The 17,439-nt window shown below is 40.2% G+C and carries 17 protein-coding genes; 2 read left to right on the top strand and 15 right to left on the bottom strand.

Going from position 1 to position 17,439, the window contains the following annotated elements; all coding sequences use genetic code 11:
* Positions 1–14 precede the first annotated feature (14 nt).
* The gene (dinB, locus tag D2V08_RS05630) at positions 15–1,115 is read right to left on the bottom strand and encodes a DNA polymerase IV (protein ID WP_119607086.1); all 1,101 of its coding nucleotides are present in this window, start codon (positions 1,113–1,115) and stop codon (positions 15–17) included.
* Positions 1,116–1,142: 27 nt separating this feature from the next.
* Here dinB and D2V08_RS05625 point away from each other — a divergent pair, with 27 nt between their 5' ends.
* Positions 1,143–1,616: a CYTH domain-containing protein gene (locus D2V08_RS05625; RefSeq protein ID WP_119607085.1), complete on the top strand. Its 474-nt coding sequence runs from the start codon at positions 1,143–1,145 to the stop codon at positions 1,614–1,616.
* The gene (locus D2V08_RS05620; protein WP_119607084.1) at positions 1,610–2,287 is read left to right on the top strand and encodes a lysoplasmalogenase; all 678 of its coding nucleotides are present in this window, start codon (positions 1,610–1,612) and stop codon (positions 2,285–2,287) included. Before D2V08_RS05625 ends, D2V08_RS05620 begins: the two co-directional genes overlap by 7 nt.
* On the opposite strand, the gene D2V08_RS05615 is transcribed toward D2V08_RS05620, so the two are convergent.
* The 14 genes from D2V08_RS05615 to D2V08_RS05550 all read right to left on the bottom strand — a co-directional run bounded on the left by D2V08_RS05615 (position 2,288) and on the right by D2V08_RS05550 (position 17,438).
* Positions 2,288–3,577, bottom strand: coding sequence for a Zn-dependent hydrolase (locus D2V08_RS05615; RefSeq protein ID WP_119607083.1), 1,290 nt, complete (start codon positions 3,575–3,577; stop codon positions 2,288–2,290).
* A 54-nt stretch (positions 3,578–3,631) separates the two neighbouring features.
* Positions 3,632–4,771, bottom strand: a complete 1,140-nt coding sequence (locus tag D2V08_RS05610) for an AEC family transporter (protein WP_119607082.1) — start codon at positions 4,769–4,771, stop codon at positions 3,632–3,634.
* Positions 4,771–5,970 (bottom strand): pyridoxal phosphate-dependent aminotransferase, encoded by a 1,200-nt coding sequence (locus tag D2V08_RS05605; protein WP_119607081.1) that lies wholly within the window; start codon positions 5,968–5,970, stop codon positions 4,771–4,773. Before D2V08_RS05605 ends, D2V08_RS05610 begins: the two co-directional genes overlap by 1 nt.
* A 240-nt stretch (positions 5,971–6,210) precedes the next feature.
* Positions 6,211–6,609, bottom strand: coding sequence for a hypothetical protein (locus tag D2V08_RS05600; protein WP_119607080.1), 399 nt, complete (start codon positions 6,607–6,609; stop codon positions 6,211–6,213).
* An 8-nt stretch (positions 6,610–6,617) separates the two neighbouring features.
* Complete coding sequence (pheS, locus tag D2V08_RS05595; protein ID WP_119607079.1) at positions 6,618–7,637, bottom strand: phenylalanine--tRNA ligase subunit alpha; 1,020 nt, start codon at positions 7,635–7,637, stop codon at positions 6,618–6,620.
* The gene (locus D2V08_RS05590; protein WP_245980513.1) at positions 7,630–8,364 is read right to left on the bottom strand and encodes a ceramidase; all 735 of its coding nucleotides are present in this window, start codon (positions 8,362–8,364) and stop codon (positions 7,630–7,632) included. Before D2V08_RS05590 ends, pheS begins: the two co-directional genes overlap by 8 nt.
* Positions 8,339–10,192, bottom strand: a complete 1,854-nt coding sequence (locus D2V08_RS05585) for a SulP family inorganic anion transporter (protein ID WP_119607078.1) — start codon at positions 10,190–10,192, stop codon at positions 8,339–8,341. The genes D2V08_RS05590 and D2V08_RS05585 overlap by 26 nt, the downstream gene beginning before the upstream one ends.
* A gap of 100 nt (positions 10,193–10,292) precedes the next feature.
* Entirely contained in the window at positions 10,293–10,919 is a 627-nt protein-coding gene (locus D2V08_RS05580; protein ID WP_119607077.1) for a carbonic anhydrase family protein, read from the bottom strand.
* Between the two features lie 9 nt (positions 10,920–10,928).
* Positions 10,929–12,512, bottom strand: coding sequence for a SulP family inorganic anion transporter (locus tag D2V08_RS05575; protein WP_119607076.1), 1,584 nt, complete (start codon positions 12,510–12,512; stop codon positions 10,929–10,931).
* A gap of 79 nt (positions 12,513–12,591) precedes the next feature.
* On the bottom strand, positions 12,592–12,906 hold the full coding sequence (locus D2V08_RS05570; protein ID WP_147374070.1) for a hypothetical protein: 315 nt from the start codon (positions 12,904–12,906) through the stop codon (positions 12,592–12,594).
* Between the two features lie 54 nt (positions 12,907–12,960).
* Entirely contained in the window at positions 12,961–13,719 is a 759-nt protein-coding gene (locus D2V08_RS05565) for a tetratricopeptide repeat protein (RefSeq protein ID WP_182835495.1), read from the bottom strand.
* Between the two features lie 2 nt (positions 13,720–13,721).
* Entirely contained in the window at positions 13,722–15,509 is a 1,788-nt protein-coding gene (locus D2V08_RS05560; protein ID WP_119607073.1) for a BatD family protein, read from the bottom strand.
* On the bottom strand, positions 15,509–16,402 hold the full coding sequence (locus D2V08_RS05555) for a tetratricopeptide repeat protein (RefSeq protein ID WP_119607717.1): 894 nt from the start codon (positions 16,400–16,402) through the stop codon (positions 15,509–15,511). The genes D2V08_RS05560 and D2V08_RS05555 overlap by 1 nt, the downstream gene beginning before the upstream one ends.
* Positions 16,395–17,438: a VWA domain-containing protein gene (locus tag D2V08_RS05550; protein ID WP_119607072.1), complete on the bottom strand. Its 1,044-nt coding sequence runs from the start codon at positions 17,436–17,438 to the stop codon at positions 16,395–16,397. Before D2V08_RS05550 ends, D2V08_RS05555 begins: the two co-directional genes overlap by 8 nt.
* Position 17,439: the final 1 nt, after the last annotated feature.

Genomic DNA, 17,439 nt, shown 5'->3' with positions numbered 1-17,439 from the left:
GGGAGGCCTTTTCTTTAAAAATCAAATTTGAGCTGAACGAGCACCGACTCTTTTTCCTCACTCTTTTTTTCCTTTTCCGTGTTGAGGTTGGCCAAGGAAATACCCAACAACCGGACTGAATTTTCCAAAGTGGATTGGTACAAAAGTTCTTTGGCAGTTTCCAAAATTAAATCCTTGCTTGCAATAAAATAAGGGAGGGTTTTGCTTCGGGTTTGCAGGGTAAAATCGCTGTATTTGATTTTTAAAGTGACTGTTTTTCCTGCTATTTCTGATTTTTGAAGCCTTCTTTCCAATTCGGCGGCAATATTTTCCAGTTTCTCTAACATAAATATCTCGCTGCTCAGGTTCTCAAAAAACGTGCGCTCGGCACCTACGGATTTAGGAATACGATGGGGTTTTACGCTACTCAAGTGAATTCCGCGGACTACATTGTAATAGTAACCACCACTTTTTCCAAAATGGTCCTCCAAAAATTCAAGGGATTTTTTCTTTAGGTCCAGTCCGGTAAAAATCCCCAAACGATACATTTTTTCGGCGGTCACCTTGCCCACACCATAAAACTTTCTAATATCCAAGTTTTCCAAAAATTCAATGACTTCTTCGGGGTTTACCGTTTTTTGTCCGTTGGGTTTGTTGTAATCGCTGGCGACCTTGGCTATAAACTTGTTTATGGAGATTCCAGCCGAAGCCGTCATCCCTGTTTTATCAAATATTTTTTGACGAATTTCTCGGGCAATCAAAGTAGCGGACGGATTTCCTTTTTTATTCTCGGTCACATCCAAATAAGCCTCGTCCAAAGAGAGGGGTTCAACCAAATCCGTGTATTCAAAAAAGACACTCCGGATCTGCATGGAAACCTCTTTGTAGCGATCAAAACGGGGCTTTACAAAGATGAGTTCAGGACAATTTCTTCTCGCAATGGATCCCGCCATGGCACTCCGTACTCCAAATTTTCTTGCCTCGTAGCTAGCGGCAGAAACCACACCTCTTTTGGAGCCTCCACCTACGGCAATAGGCTTCCCTTTAAGTTCGGGGTTGTCATGCTGTTCTACGGACGCATAAAAGGCGTCCATATCTACATGAATAATTTTTCTTAAAGGAAAATCAAAGTCCATTTTCAAATTTAGGGTATATTTAGTTTGATGGAACATTTGGAAATAGAACGTAAATTTTTAGTCAGGTCTGATGGATTTAAACAGAAATTCACATCCCAAACGCGAATAGTACAGGGATTCCTGAACACTGACCCCGATCGAACCGTTAGGGTTAGAATAAAGGGTGATAAGGGCTTTTTGACCGTTAAGGGAGCTAGTAACGCATCAGGAACTACCCGATTTGAATGGGAAACGGAAATTACTGCTTCGGAAGCGGCCAATCTTATTGACCTTTGTGAAGCAGGTATCTTGGAAAAAATAAGGTTTGAAGTGCCTTTTGGCAATCATTTGTATGAGGTAGATGAGTTTTTGGGAGAGAATAAAGGTCTCGTTTTGGCAGAAATTGAATTGAACCATGAGGACGAGCGTTTTGAGAAACCTGATTGGTTGGGCGAGGAAGTAACAGGCCAAGTTCAATATTACAATTCCCAATTAAGTAAAAAACCATTTAAGCAATGGTAAGAAAAGCACCGCATGCATCGAGAACAATCAACCTGTTGATTGTTTTAAGCGCTGTTTTGGCCATTTTGATGGAGTTTTCGGACAATAGGACGGTTTATATGTTTTTAAAGCCATTGACCACTATTCTGGTGACTTCTTTATTGATTTTTCTGCCCGAACAAGAGTCTTCCAAGTTTAAAAAGTTAATGATTTCCGCGTTGTTGTTTTGTTTGTTGGGGGATATACTTTTGTTATTTCCAGCTTATTTTGTGTTCGGACTCGCCGCTTTTTTGGTGGCACATATCCTATTTACAATTGGGTTTATAAACCTTAAAGGATTTCACCCGCATTGGATTTCTTTTTTGATTCTTTATGCCATTGGGACCTCATTGTTCTTATGGTTGAAACCTGGTTTGGGAGACTTTATAATTCCCGTCGGTGGTTACGTGGTGGTTATTTGTTTTATGGCGTGGCAAGGTATTGGGCTTTTCCTTAAGGAAAAGAGAAAAGAATTTCTTTGGATAGCTATAGCTGTTTTGCTCTTTATGTTTTCCGATACCATGATTGCCATATCAAAATTCAAAACAGATTTTGATTATTCCAGCATTGTGATTTTAAGCACCTATTGGTTAAGCATTGGTTTGATTGCGAATGCTGTTAGGAAGATTCTTTTGCTAAAGAAGGCCGAATAATCAATCCAACTTCTTATCTAACGACAAAATAGTGCGCAAAAGCACATTGGCACCGTTTGCCATATCTTCTGCTGAAGTAAACTCTTTGGGTGAATGACTAATCCCTCCTTTGCTCGGCACAAAAATCATCCCCACAGGAGCAAATCTTGATATATCTTGAGCATCATGGCCGGCACCGCTGGGCATATATTGATAGCTTAACCCAAGTGCATTGGCAGATGATTCGATTTCTGTTTGGATGCTTGTATCGGTCAAGGCTGGTTCTGCAGTTGTGTCCAATGGTAAAAATTCGACAGACACATTGGATGCTTCGGCTATTTCTTCTGTTTTTTTCTTGATGGCTTGATACACTTTTTGAATCACCTCCAAAGACAAATCACGAATTTCCAGACTAGCAGTCACCTTTCCTGGAATTACATTGGGTGCACCTGGTTCCGCCTTGATTCTACCCACAGTACCCACTTGAGTTCCTTTAAAACTATTGGTAATCTCATTTACCGCCACAATATATTTGGCAGCAGCCAGCAACGCATCCTGTCTGGCGTTCATGGGGGTGGTGCCTGCGTGATTGGCGAAGCCTGTAAAGACTACGTCCCACCAATTAAGGCCAACAATGCCTTCCACCACACCAATATCCAAATTTTCTTTTTCAAGCTTACCTCCTTGTTCAATATGAAGTTCCAAAAAAGCGGCCAAGCTGCCTTTTTCGCGTTTAGCTTCCTTAAATTTTGTGGTATCTCCACCAATTCTCATGATGCCTTCACCCATGGAATATCCTGTAGAGTTAACAACCGAAAGAGCTGATTTACCCAAGTTTCCTGCCATGGCCCTACTTCCCATTACCCCGCCTTCTTCATTCGGAAAAATGATGACTTCCAGAGGATGCTTGGTTTTAATATTGTTCTCGTTCAGGGTTTCAATCACTTCCAGAGCTGCCATGGAACCTACACATCCATCATAATTGCCTCCATTGGGTACCCTATCAATATGGGAACCAAAAGCTATCGGTTTTTTTGATGAATCTGTTCCTTGCTTTTTTCCAATAATGTTTCCTGCGGCATCAACCCTCACCTCCATTCCAAAACCCTTCAGGGTTTTAATCACCCAATTTCGGGCATCGATATCCGCATCACTAAAGGCAACGCGCTCCGTTTCTCCATTTTCCTGCAGACCAAATTCGGCAAGATTAAATATCCGGTCTTCAAGTCGGTCTTGATTGACTTTTGGTTGCTGTGCAGATAGCGCTCCAACGAAAAAAAGGGTCAAAACAGTAGCGAGTAGTTGTTTCATGATTTACTGATTTTTTGAAAGTTAGGAATTTAAAAATAACTTTTCTTTGGAAACCTAGGCAGCTTTTTCTGTGGCAGCAGAATTTATTTCATGATCGATCAACTTTTGCTCTGACCACTTTTTTTTGCTGACACCACTTATCAATGGAATTGCAAAACCAACTGTTAAGAGCACAACGGCCATCATGAAAATATTGAAAGGGTTCACAAAGAACGAACCGCTGTTTAAAGTTGCCAAAATCAAGATAGTGGACAATGGGAATGACAATGCCAATATGGCCACACCAAAGTCACTACTGAATGTTTTTTTCTTGGATTTTTTGTCCATCTCCATACTATCTACTGCAGCTATGTGTGCGTAGGGCCAAAAACTACAGGCACTTAGGCCAAAGGCTACGGTCAACAAAATTTCATTTCGAGCTTCAATTCCTGCTACGGTCACGAAAATCCCTGAAATCAACAAAACCAATCCTGCACGGGTGCACAACAAGGAAAAAATCTGGAAGAATTGTTTCCTTTTGATTTTCACGGCCAATCCAATAAATAAGAGCACCAAAGGAGTCATGATTAAGCTTAGCTTCTCTAAGGTCTCACTCATAAAGAAAGGAAGCGAATCCATACTAAGGCCAAATCCCAACAACACTAAAGCAGCACCAATAAAAACGTTTACTGGCTCTGATACCATGGCTTTGATTAAGGGCTTTAACTTGGTCCCACCATTTCTCTTTTCATTGGACTGAAGGCTGTAGTGCCAGTTCATGGCGACTAAATACAAGAAGAACAGTACAAAAACCTTGTTTCCAAGATCGGACATGGCAGCTTTGGCCAGATATTTTTCTCCTAAAAACTCTAAAATAAAAGGAAAGGAAGATAATCCCGGAGCCAAAGAAGGCACCAATAATTTGGCGGTTCTGTACTCGGAAGTTCCTTTGCCAATACCCATTAGGGGCAAAATAAAGGGCATGGCAAAAAACAACAATAGGTTAAGCCCAAGCGCTAAAAGGGGCAATATTAATAGGTGTAATTCCACCTTTACCCCTAACAACGCAATAAAAATGGTCGCGGGCAATGCTAGGTTAAGAATTACCTTTTTTATTCCAGTAATCTCGTCCTTGGATTTAAATTTTACCTTGAGTAAAACCCCAATGAAGATGAAAAAAAGAAATACAATGGTTTTTTGAATGCCTACATCCACTATACCAACACTTTATTGAGTGCGGCGGTAAATGTTTTCATTTCGTCCATGGTACCCATGCTGACACGGCACCAGTTTTGATCCATAAATTGGAAAGCACGCACCCCCACCTTTAACTCAGTCATTTGCTCTAAAAACGCCCTACCCTCCATTTCAATAGGGAAAATGATAAAACTTGTTGAAGAGGGGACATAAGAAGTAATGCCCATTTTCTCCAAACTTTTATACACGTAATCCCTGCATTCTGCATTTAGCTCGCGGGATTTTTCGATAAAAGCATTATCATCCATGGCAGCCATTGCGGCATATACGGAGGGTAAAGAGATTCCCATACCCCCTCTTGTGATTTTTTGGATTCTTCCCAAGGTTTCTTCTTGGGCGACAGCGTACCCAACACGTAGTCCTGCCATACCGTGAATTTTGGAGAAGGTTCTGGCGACGATGACGTCTTTACCTTCATTTACCAAGGAAACCATACTTTTCTTAGCTCCTTCATCCAAGAACCATAGGTAGGCTTCATCCACAAATACGGGGACTTTTTCTGACACTCGCGAACAGAAATCGACCAACTCCTCATGATCCGTCATGGAACCAGTTGGGTTGTTCGGGTTGCAGATGTAAACCAATTTGGTGTCATCATCAATTGCTTCTTCCATGGCCTTAAGGTCATGCGACCAGTCATCTTTTAACGGAACTGGCTTCCAAGTGGCACCTACTGATTCGGCCACTCTAATAAGGGACATATAAGCAGGATCGGCAGACACCACATTACCTCCGTTCATAAAGAATACCATGGCTGTTTTTTCCAACAGATCGGAAGAACCAGGGCCCATCATTACGTTTTTACTTTCAACACCTTCAAAATCCGCAATTTTGTCCACTAATTGGAACAATTCCTTCCATGCATATCTGTTTCCTCCGGAAGCTGAATTTTTAAAGGCTTCCAAGGCCATTGGTGAAGGTCCGTAGGGATTTTCGTTGGCATTCAATTTTGCAGCCAGTTCTGGAAGGACCGCCTCAGGTTTCGGTAAATATTCCTTAAAGAAAGGACTGTACACTGCATTTCCTTCGGCGTCCAAGGTTAATGGAGCTTTTGGTGTTTCCGCTAGTCCTATGTAAGGTAAGGCCATTGCACCGCCCGCGGTGAGCACACTTTTTCTTATCCAATCCCGTCTGTTGATGTTAGTTGTAGTTCCCATTGGTTTTTTAGTTTTTTAGAAGAAATTAAAAATATGCGATCATTTTGCTAAAAACAACACTAAAAACATAAAAATCAGCAGTTTATAAAAGAATGTGTTAAAATTAAAGGGATTTTTTTAAAGTATTGTTAGCTGAAACTACTATTGAGGGGGGCTTTTTTGAAGATATTCCAACGTAAGATAACCCCGTAGATTACTGATAATGATAGGATTCAACAAGTTTTGTATGCCAAATACTCATCAACCCTCAGGAAGAACTCCTTCTTTATCTAGGATTGGGATTGTGGTTAGGCTATCTTCGGTGATGGTATGTTTAGGAAATAGGAACCTTTTTTCAAACAGTTTGTTTTCGGCAAAAAAGGTAACAAAGAATTCATTGTTGAGTGCGAGCACCTCTTCTTGTAGCAATTCAATTTTTTTAAAGGATTTTGGTTCAAGAATACCAATGCCGTGGCGCATGGTAGAGGTTTTTGTATCCCCATCAAAACCTTTGGAAACCACAATGGCCATTTCAATGATATCCGTTCTGTTATTAATGAGGTAGGCATTCCAATCTTTGGATAGAAATTCATCGTTCCATTCACGAATTACTGCAACATGCACATCCTTGGCTACGGGAATTTCAATATCCTTTTTCATAAAATGATTTACAGTGCACTTTTGAACTGCTCCAGAAAACGAACATCATTTTCACTAAGTAGGCGAATGTCGGAAATTTGATGTAGTAAGAGTGCTATGCGGTCTATTCCCATACCAAAGGCAAAACCGGAATACACTTCGGGATCTATACCGCAATTTTTAAGCACATTGGGGTCCACCATTCCGCAGCCCATAATTTCCAACCATCCGGTACCCTTTGTCATCCGGTAATCTGTCTCGGTCTCAAGTCCCCAATACACATCAACTTCTGCACTAGGCTCTGTAAACGGGAAATAAGAAGGCCGCAACCTAATTTTTGACTTACCGAACATTTCTGAAGTGAAATATTGCAAAGTCTGTTTTAAATCGGCAAAGGATACATTCTTGTCCACATACAAACCTTCCACCTGATGGAAAAAGCAATGGGAACGAGCTGAAATAGCTTCGTTTCTATAAACCCTTCCAGGGGAAATGGTCCTGATCGGAGGTTTGTTACCTTCCATATATCTTACCTGTACCGATGAGGTATGGGTACGCAAAAGGATATCCGGATCCGTTTGGATGAAAAAAGTATCCTGCATATCTCGGGCAGGGTGGTATTCCGGAAGATTGAGTGCGGTAAAGTTATGCCAGTCATCTTCAATCTCCGGTCCTTCAGAAACATTGAACCCGATTCTTGAAAAAATATCAATGATTTGATTCTTTACAATGCTGATAGGATGACGGGAACCAATTTCCACAGGTTCACCAGGTCTGGTCAAATCACCATATTTTCCAGCTGCATCGGTTTGGTTTTCCAAGGCCTCCTTAAGTTCGTTGACCTTTTCGGTAGCGGCAGTTTTTAATTCATTGACAACCTTGCCAAAATCTTTTTTCTGCTCGTTTGGCACATTTTTAAATTCGGCAAAGAAACTGTTCAAAAGTCCTTTTTTCCCCAAATACTTAATTCGGAAAGCTTCAATTTCTTCAATTGAGGTCGAAGTAAATTTTTCTACTTCGGCGATATGTTCCTTAATGGTATCAATCATGATTGCTTGCGCTATTGGCGGACAAATTTAGCAAATTGTCCTTGAATATATAAGCAATTAGAAAATGTACTGCAATTCCACCCAAAAGATGCCACAACCAATGGGTACCCATGGGAAAGAAATTTTGGTAAAGATCAATACTTCTAAAGAAAATGGCGACACTAAATATTAAGAAGGCAAGTGCAACGTAAGTTATATTTTTGCCTTTGGTTTTGACTAAATACCAGACCAAGGGAACAAGTATGGTAGCCACTGTTATTACATATCCAAGAGAGATCCTCAAACCTGTGGGAATGGGAAGAATCCTCAGCAAAAAGGATGCTCCGAGCAATGCCGTGATTAAGAGAAGTTGTTGCCACCACGACTTCACTAGTTTAAAAATGAAGTAGATTACCAAAGCTGCACATAACAACATTATGGGCATCCAATCCAAACGAAGCCAAAACTCGTGACTGCGTGTTGCATGATAAACTGTTCCACCGATATAACTAATTCCGATTATGGGAAGAACCCAAGCTAAAAATTGATGTTGTTTCGGATTGCGATATACTTTTATACCCCAATAGATGATTAACACCAGGAAAATTAAGTTACTGTAGGTGTTAAAGGGCTCCACTGGAAACCTTCCTTCAACGGTCTCTAAATATATTGGTCCTGAATCCTGAGGAAAATCTTTGAGGGGCATTACGATATAATCAAACTTATGTTTGTGAATTGAGGTTTTCATCTACCCATTCCAAGCAAGATTTAAAGCTTTTAAAAACGTGGTGTTTTGGGATAAGGTCAGGAATAATATCTATACGTTCCAACATATATTCGGGCTGATCCAATATGTTAACCAAGAGAATGGTAACGTCTTTTCGCTTTAAATCCTGCAATACATCCTCCATGGCGTAAAGCCCGGTTTGGTCCATATACTGCATTCTGCCCATTCTGATGATAACCGTAGAAGCTGTATCGGGAATTTGTGATGCCAGTTGTTGAAATTCGTTGGTAGACCCAAAAAATAACGGTCCTTTTATATGTTTTATAAAAACTTCATCTTTTATTTTTTGTGGTATATTTTTTTCATCGGACCAAGCCTCTTCGCGCAAGGCTCTCACATTTGAGCGTTGTGCCGTGAGGTCACCAATTTTCTTCATAAACATTAAAGAGGCAATAACTAAGCCTATTCCAACGGCATACACCAAGTTCCAAACGGATGAAAGCACCATTACTACTAGCATAATAACCACTTCCGAGCTAAGTTTAAACGGCCCGATTTTGATGTCCTTTGGCAAATGGGGGATAGCCTTCAAGCCTCTGTAATCCATCACCCCGATACCTACAGTAACCAAAATACCTGCCAATACTGCGGCCGGTATTTGCGAAGCTATAGGGCCCAGCGCCAGTAAAATAATGAGCAAAAGCACACCGGCGACCATACCGGAAAGTTTTGTTTTCCCTCCGGAATTGATGTTCACCACTGTTCTTATGGTAGCCCCAGCACCTGGAATGCCTCCAAAAATGGCTGCTATACTGTTCCCTATACCTTGACCTATCAACTCTTTGTTGGGTTTGTGTTTGGTCTGGGTCATATTGTCCGCAACAACGGATGTAAGCAAAGAATCTATGGCACCAAGGAGGGCCAAAGTAAAAGCAGTAAAAATATACGGAGTAATACTATCTAAGTTAAATGCTGTAAAAATCTCAAGATTGGGAATTGGCAAACCACTGGGAATCTGTTCAATGGGCCTGTAATCCATTTTAAATCCAAAAGCTACACCCGAAACAACAATCAAGGCCACTAGCGTACTGGGAATAGCCGTGGTTATCCGTTTAAAACCATAAATAATGATAATGGTAGCTAGGGCCAGAGCCAGTTCCAACCAATTAATATTTTTCAAGGCTCTGGGAAGCACTTTAAAAGTTCCAGTAACTCCTGATGCTTCTTTGGAAGCTAGGGTACCAGCTTCTTTTAGCATATCTGCAGGGGTAATTTTGTCAGCACGTTTTATGGTCTCTGTAAAATCTTCCAAAACCAAAATACCCTCACCAGCTTCTTCCTGAAGGATATTTTCCAAAATTTGTTCCTCAGCTTCCGGCATAAATTGATTTACATAAGCTTCGTCTTCCTCAGGATAATACCCAACGGCAGGCAATATTTGAGTCACTAGAATAATAATGCCAATAGCTGTCATAAAGCCCGAAACTACGGGGTATGGAATGTATTTGATATATTTTCCCATTCCCAAAAGCCCCAAACCTACCTGCATGATTCCGGCCAATAAAAAAACGGTAAGAATAGCAGGGAGTGCCTTGTTGATGTCGCCATCGTTTATGGCTATAATACCTGCAATAGCAACCATACTTACGGCGGTCATTGGAGCGGTTGGGCCTGAAATTTGTGTGCTGGTCCCTCCAAATAAAGCCGCAAAAAAACTTATAAAAATAGCACCGTATAATCCAGCACTTGGTCCTAATCCGGAGCTCACCCCAAATGCAAGGGCTAAGGGCAGTGCAACGATGCCTGCAGTAATACCTCCGAATAGATCTCCCCTTAGGTGCTTAAACATAGTGTGGTTGTTAATATGTAGTTTGAATATAGCAATATTATAAATACAAAATGCCAATGGATACAATCCACTGGCATTTATTACACAAAGCTATCTTTTGTTACATAAAGGTGACCTTCCCATCCGAGATGTCGTACATGGCACCGACTATGGCAATTTCTTTATTCTCTTCCATCTCTTTTAAGATAACACTTTGGTTTCTTATGTTTTCCAAGGTCATTTCAACATTTTTGACCGAAACTGCATCTACAAAATCCAAGTTTTTGGAATTCCGCTGGGATTCTTCTTTGGGTTCTTTTACGGCATAAACTGCTGGCTCTATTTTATTTATAAGAGCCGTTAGATTTCCGAGGCGTGCATGGTCACATGCTCCTTTAACCGCTCCACAGCTAGTGTGCCCGAGAACTACAATGGTTTTGGTGCCTGCCAATTTACAGGCAAACTCCATACTGCCCAAAATATCTTGATTAACAAAATTACCAGCTATTCTTATACTGAAAATATCTCCAAGTCCTTGGTCAAAAACAAGCTCAGCAGATACTCTGGAGTCTATGCAGCTCAAAACGGTAGCAAATGGAAATTGCCCATCCTTGGTGTCATTAACTTGCTCTAAAAGGTTTCTGTTTGCTTTTAAATTCTGTTGAAAACGCTCATTGCCCTCCTTTAAAAATTGAATGGCCTTTTCTGGCGTCATCGTCGATTGTGTTTCTTTTGTATGTGCTTTCATAGGTATGTTTTATGCCGATTTTTTCGGTGTCAGATTAAAAAATTCTATATAACTGTCAGGATTTTCAACCTCACCTTTTTCGGAGATAATTTTTATGTCAATGTTTCTATTCTTTGCTTTATCTGAGAAATCTTCAAGGATTTCTACAATATCATTATCAAGAAAACGTGTTTTTCTTACGTCTAATTCAAGGTAGGAATTTTCAGGTAGACTGTCCAGCTCTTTTAAGATAGCGCCTTTATTAAAAAAGGTTACTTCTTCGGCCAATGTCATTTTAATTTTATGAGCCCCATTACTTTTATCCTCAATATGAAGGAAGTGGGAGTTTTGGTAACTTTTAATAAGTACAACTACGATTCCAACTCCAAGACCTAAGCTGATTCCAACTAAAAGGTCGGTAAAAACAATACCTACCACGGTTACCACAAAGGGAACAAATTGCTTCCATCCTGCTTGGTACATGGTTTTGAACAAGCTGGGTTTCGCAAGTTTATATCCCACAATAAATAGTATGGCTGCCAAAACAGATAATGGAATCATGTTGAGCAGGGTTGGTATGATAATAACCGAACCCAAAAGTAAAAATCCGTGAATGATGGCGGAGGCCTTTGTTTTACCCCCGGATTGAATATTGGCGGAACTACGGACGATTACCTGGGTCACTGGAAGACCTCCAACCAGACCGGAAAGCATATTTCCGACTCCTTGGGCTCTAAGTTCACGGTTGGTGGGTGTTGTTCTTTTATCGGGATCTAATTTATCCGTTGCTTCCACACAGAGCAAGGTTTCCAAACTGGCCACCAAAGCTATGGTGAAACCTGTTACCCAGACATCAGGGTTGGTTATGGCAGAAAAATTTGGAAAACTAAAAAAGCCCAAGAATGATTCAATACTGTCTGGAACGGGAACTTTTACCAAATGTTCTGCAGAGATGCCCCATGTGCCATCGCCTTGCGTCAATGTAAAATAAACAATCCCAATTACTACGGCTACCAAAGGACCTTGAATAAGTTCAAAGATTTTGGATTTTTTTGTCAAAACCTGGCTCCACAAAATTAGTATGGCCAGGGCAATAACCGCAATGAGGGTTGCACCTGGACTAATAAAATTGATTGAATTAATAATTTCACTAAATGTGTTTTCGCCATCTACCTGGAAGAAAGCCCAATCACCTTCTGGATCGGCATCATATCCAAAAAAATGTGGTATCTGTTTTAGAATGATAATGATACCAATACCGGTAAGCATTCCTTTAATTACCGAGGATGGAAAATAATAGGCAATAACTCCAGCTTTTAAGAATCCGAAAATAAGTTGGATAACGCCCCCTAAAACTACAGCAACCAGAAAGTTTTGATAACCTCCCAAGGTTCCAATAGCTGTAAGAACAATGGCCGCGAGTCCGGCAGCAGGTCCGCTCACTCCAATTTGGGAACCACTAAGGGCCCCGACTACGATTCCGCCGATAATACCTGCGATAAGTCCTGAAAACAATGGTGCCCCACTGGCCAATGCAATACCTAAACAAAGTGGTAGCGCCACAAAAAAGACGACAATACTGGCAGGCAAGTCATTTTTTATATACTTGAACATAATAAGTAAGATTAGTCCTCTACATGAATGTATTTTTGTAGAAGACGATTAAAAATTGATTTGAATGTGAATTTTAAGATTAAATCAATTTTCGGGGAGGTGGGTCTAAGATTTCAACGGTATAATCAGAAGTTGGGAATATATATCCTAAAAAATCTAATTGTGTTTTTTGAGAAACTTGATGGTCAGCCAATTCTAGAAAGTACTTAAAATAAGCATCTATTTCATCAAACTTTTTTTCTGTCTCTTCCTTTTTATTGCTTTTTTCTTCTTCTGCCGCCCCAAGAATCATAGTCTTTCCCAGCTCTTTATCCAATAAGGGAATAACCGGCGATATCGATATCGACAATATCAACAGGAAAGATATAATTGGAAAAAGTATTGTTTTGAGCACAGAGATAATTTTGATTAAAAATAAAGATTTATAAATAAGGATACGTTTTTTTCCTTAAAAGTCCTTGATTTTCCTAACATTACCATCTTTCAGCCATCCTGTCTGGCCATCTGCGATACGGATTCTTTTCCAATCGTCAAGTTTATCCAGAACATTCACTTTGGTACCCTCATGGATAGTAAAAATGGTACTGCTATTGTTATTGGGTTCCGAATTAACTTTAACTTCTTTACTAAAAATAATGGCAGGGTCGTCTTTCTTATATCGTTGATAGTTAAGGTAAGCCATTAAAATACATACAACGCCAAGTACAAGTGATAATATACTTGAAATAAAGGTGGCCCTTTTTTGATTTGCCGACCTTAAGAAATAGTAAGCCATGTAGGCCAACACGAACAAAAAAACAAAACCTACGGCAAAGTAGGCCCATTGGTCAGAAGAGAACATGCCAACAATAACATTATAAATCCTGGATAATTCGGTCTTTGGCATTTCCTCGATGGCATCCAATCTCATATTTTGGGAAAACCTTAAATTGTTTTGGATTTCTTTATTGTTTGGAGAAAGAAGCAATGCCTTTTCGTAATAATATATGCTTGGACCAATCGAATTAAGCTTATAATAGCAATTCCCCAGATTAAAGTACAATGAGGCCGAATGTTCACCATTTTCGATTATCTGCTCATAGTTCTCTATCGCTGCTGAGTACTCTCCGTTATTGTAAAGTTCGGTAGCTTCGTTAAAGAGGACTTTGTTTTGAGAAAACCCAAAAGAGAATGAAAGGAGAGATAATAAAAGGATAATCTTCTTCATGGTCATAGGTGCTTATCCAAATTAGAAATTACTTCACTTGCCTTTTCATAATCCTGTTGCATCTGAACATTGGAAAAAGGACTATAGCGTGCCATTTCGCAACTGGTCAACAGTGCTATAAACCCATCAATATCATCTTTTTCAACCTTTTTGTCCGAAAGAATATTGGTTATTTTGTCCTTGCTGAACTCGGAGGTCTCTATATGCAATTTGGCCTTCAAGTAATTATGAAGTCCTTTTTCCAGAGCTACATAAAAGGCTTCTTTGTTCCCCAGCTCTTTTTTTGCTGTAGACAGATATTTTTTAGCCAGTTTATTTGCCTTTTTTATTTTATTTCCGACTACGTCGCTAGCAATTGCTTCCCTTTTCTTAAAGGCAAAGATGGTCATTGGTATCAATAAAAGAGGAGCTAACAACAGAATAAAAAAGAGTCTTGAGCCAAAAAAACGATTAACACCAATAGGGCTTAGATTTGGGTTTATATTGATAAAATGAAATTGCTCTCCCGTGGGCACAACTAATTGTTTGCTGGTCGAGGGGCTTACATTATTGTCCGTGTTGCCTGCTGGTCCTTCAACAACTTCAATATTGATTTCATCGGAATTGATGGTTTCATATTTGCCATTTCTAGGATTAAAATAGCTAAAAGAAATACTGGGTATTGGATATTTACCTCTAAAAGAGGGTACAATAGTGTAGTTGTTGACCACTTTTCCTTCCATGCCGGTACTATATGTACGAATATCTTCATCGTACTCTGGGTCATATACCTCCAATGAGCTTGGAAGTTCTGGTTCTGGAAGTTGGAATAGCTTTAAGTTCCCTTTTCCGGAGACTTCAACTTTGGCTTGGAGCGATTCCGATGCATTCAGTTGCGTTTTACTTGTTGTTACGGAAAAATCAAAATCCCCGACTGCTCCGCTAAAATTGGCTGGCTTTCCTGCTTCTGGCAATGGTTTTACATTAATTGTTCTGCTACCTGCCGAAACCGTTTTGCTGGTTTGGGTATAAATCCGACCGCCAAAAAAATCCCTTTTGTCTGTAGGCACGTCCACAAAAATCTCCAGGGAAAGGGGCTCAATATTTAATTGCCCTGATTTTTGAGGATAAAGGACAACTCGTTTTAAAACCACATATCGGTAAGGTTTACCTTGGTAAGTGCCATTTTGTGCAGTGTGTTTTGTAACTGGAATGTCCTGGCTCCAAAAATTGTTATAGGTTGGATTGTCTAATGGACGATAATTGGTTACGCTTATGTTTGGACTGACATATAATTTATAGATAACAGTGACAGCTTCATTGAGATAGGGGGTTCCTTTAGAAACCTCGGCGACCAAATGAAGACTTTCATCGGCGACATCGTCCACCGTTTTTTGAGAATTTGGCTTGTCGACCGCAGCGGTTACTTCAACCTTTTTAGGTGTTGTTTTATAGGTTTGCCCGCCAATCTCTATGGTAGCTTGGTTTATGGTAAAATTACCTCTGGCGGTGGGCACCAAAATATAAGTGTAGGTTTTAGAAAAGCTACGCTTACCATTTACCCAAGAGGAGCTAATGGACTGAGAGGGGCCCATGACCACTTTGAAACCTTCAAACTGGGGTGGCTTAAAATTGTCGCCATCTTTGTTCATGGTAAAATCCACGCGAAGACGTTCGTTTAGACCCAATTCCTCTTTGCTCAAGTTCATGGTAAACGTAATTTCTTCGGCATTGTCTTGGGCATATGAATGCAGTCCTGTTAAAAGGAACATTCCCAAAATAAATAATATGTTGCCCTTTAGCACTTGCATTACCAGTCCTTTTCGTTTTTAACTTTTTTGCCTCGAACTTTACGTGCCTCCATTTTTTCCTGTACTTTTTTCTCCTCGTTTTGCATGGCCTCTAACAGATTCTGAATCTGCTGTTTGGAAAGCTGATTAGGTTTGGGCTGTTGTTTTTGGTCTTGAGGCTGATCTCCCTCATTTGGCTTTTTCTCTTGTTCTTTCTTCTCATCCCCATCGCCTTTTTGGTTTTCTTCGGGCTTATCTTCTCCATTTTCCCCTTGGTCGCCTTTGTCCTTATTTTCATCTTCTTTCTGCTCGCCTTCGTCCTTTTTCTCGTTGTCTCCCCCTTCGTTGTTCTGGTCCTGATTTTTATCCTTATCCTCGTTTTCCTGGTCCTTTTTATCTTGGTTGTCCTTGTTTTGGTCGTTCTTTTGCTCGTCCTGTTGTTTTTCCAACATTTTTTTGGCCAAGGCAAGGTTGTAACGGGTTTCGTCGTCATTAGGGTTACTGCGGAGGGCTTGTTTATAAGCTTCCACAGCTTTTTCATATTCTTTATTTTTCATAAACACATTGCCCATGTTATGAAAAGCCTTGTGTTTTTCTACTTTGTCTTCGGTGGCCTCTCCTGCTTGCTTGTACCTTCCAAAGGCTTCGCCGAAACTCTCCCTGTTGTAGTATGCATTGCCTAGGTTAAATCTTGCGGCGGCATTTTTATTGCTTTTGGAAATGGCCCTTCTATAATCTGCTTCTGCGGTAACAAAATCGTTGGCAGAAAGTTGCTCATTGGCCTCATAGGTAAGGTCGGTGGAGGCCTGTAATGCTTTTTCCGCTTCTTTGTTCGCTTGTTCGGTGATGTCGTCCTGCGCTTGGACAATCCCGAAACATAGCAATAGTCCGAATGTCAACTTTATCTTATTCATCATGTTCATTAAAAAGATTCAGTTTTTTCAACCATTGTGTTTTTCTATCCAAAACGAAGATGTCCAAAAATAGAAATAAAAAGCCCGCAGCAAGAAACCATTGAAATTGGTCTTTGTACTCCGCAAATTGTTTGGCTTCAAATTCCGTTTTGTCCATTCGGTTCAGTTCTTCTTTGATGTATTCTACGGCACTTTCCGTGTTGGAACCATCAATATATTCGCCATTGCCCCTGTCGGCAATTTCTGTCAATACGTTTTCGTTCAATTTGGTGATGACAACTTCTCCTTGATTGTCCTTTTTCAAACTTTCTACAATGCCGTTCCTTTTAATGGGGATGGGTGCTCCCTTTGCTTGTCCAACTCCGATGGTATAAACACGGATTCCGTTTTGTGTGGCTTTTTCAACCGCATTGGTAGTGGCACTTTCGGAGTGGTCTTCACCGTCAGAAACAATAAAGAGTACTCTATTCGTTTGTTGGGAATCATCGTAGTAGGTGCTTGCCAAATCTATGGCTGCATTTATAGCAGTTCCTTGGGACGAAAGCATATCCGTATTCATACTCTGCAGAAACATTTTGGCTGCGCCATAATCTGTAGTTATCGGTAATTGTGGATAGGCTTGCCCAGCGTATGCAATTATTCCAATACGGTCACTTGCCAATTGGTTGATGATTTCCGAAACAATGCGTTTTGCTTTTTCCAATCGGTTGGGGGCAATATCTTCTGCCAACATACTTTTGGACACATCAATGGCAAAAACAATATCAACACCTTCACGTTTTACAGTTTCCAGTTTTGTCCCGATTTTAGGGTTTACCAATCCTAAAACTAGAAATACGAGTCCGGCCAATAGAAAGGCCAATTTAACTGTTGATTTAAAACTAGATCTGTTTGGGGCCAATCGCTTTAAAAGGGACGAATTGGCAAAACGTTTCTGGGTCTTTTTTTTCCAGATTTGAAGAAAAAAGAAAGCCAGGACCATAACTGGAATTATGGCCAAGAGGTAGAAATATATTTTTTCGTCAAACTGAATCATT

It is taken from the genome of Flagellimonas lutimaris, assembly GCF_003581615.1.
Taxonomy (GTDB): Bacteria; Bacteroidota; Bacteroidia; order Flavobacteriales; family Flavobacteriaceae; genus Flagellimonas; species Flagellimonas lutimaris.
The sequence above is the reverse complement of the archived record's forward strand: the minus strand, read 5'-3'. Positions and strand labels throughout refer to the sequence as shown.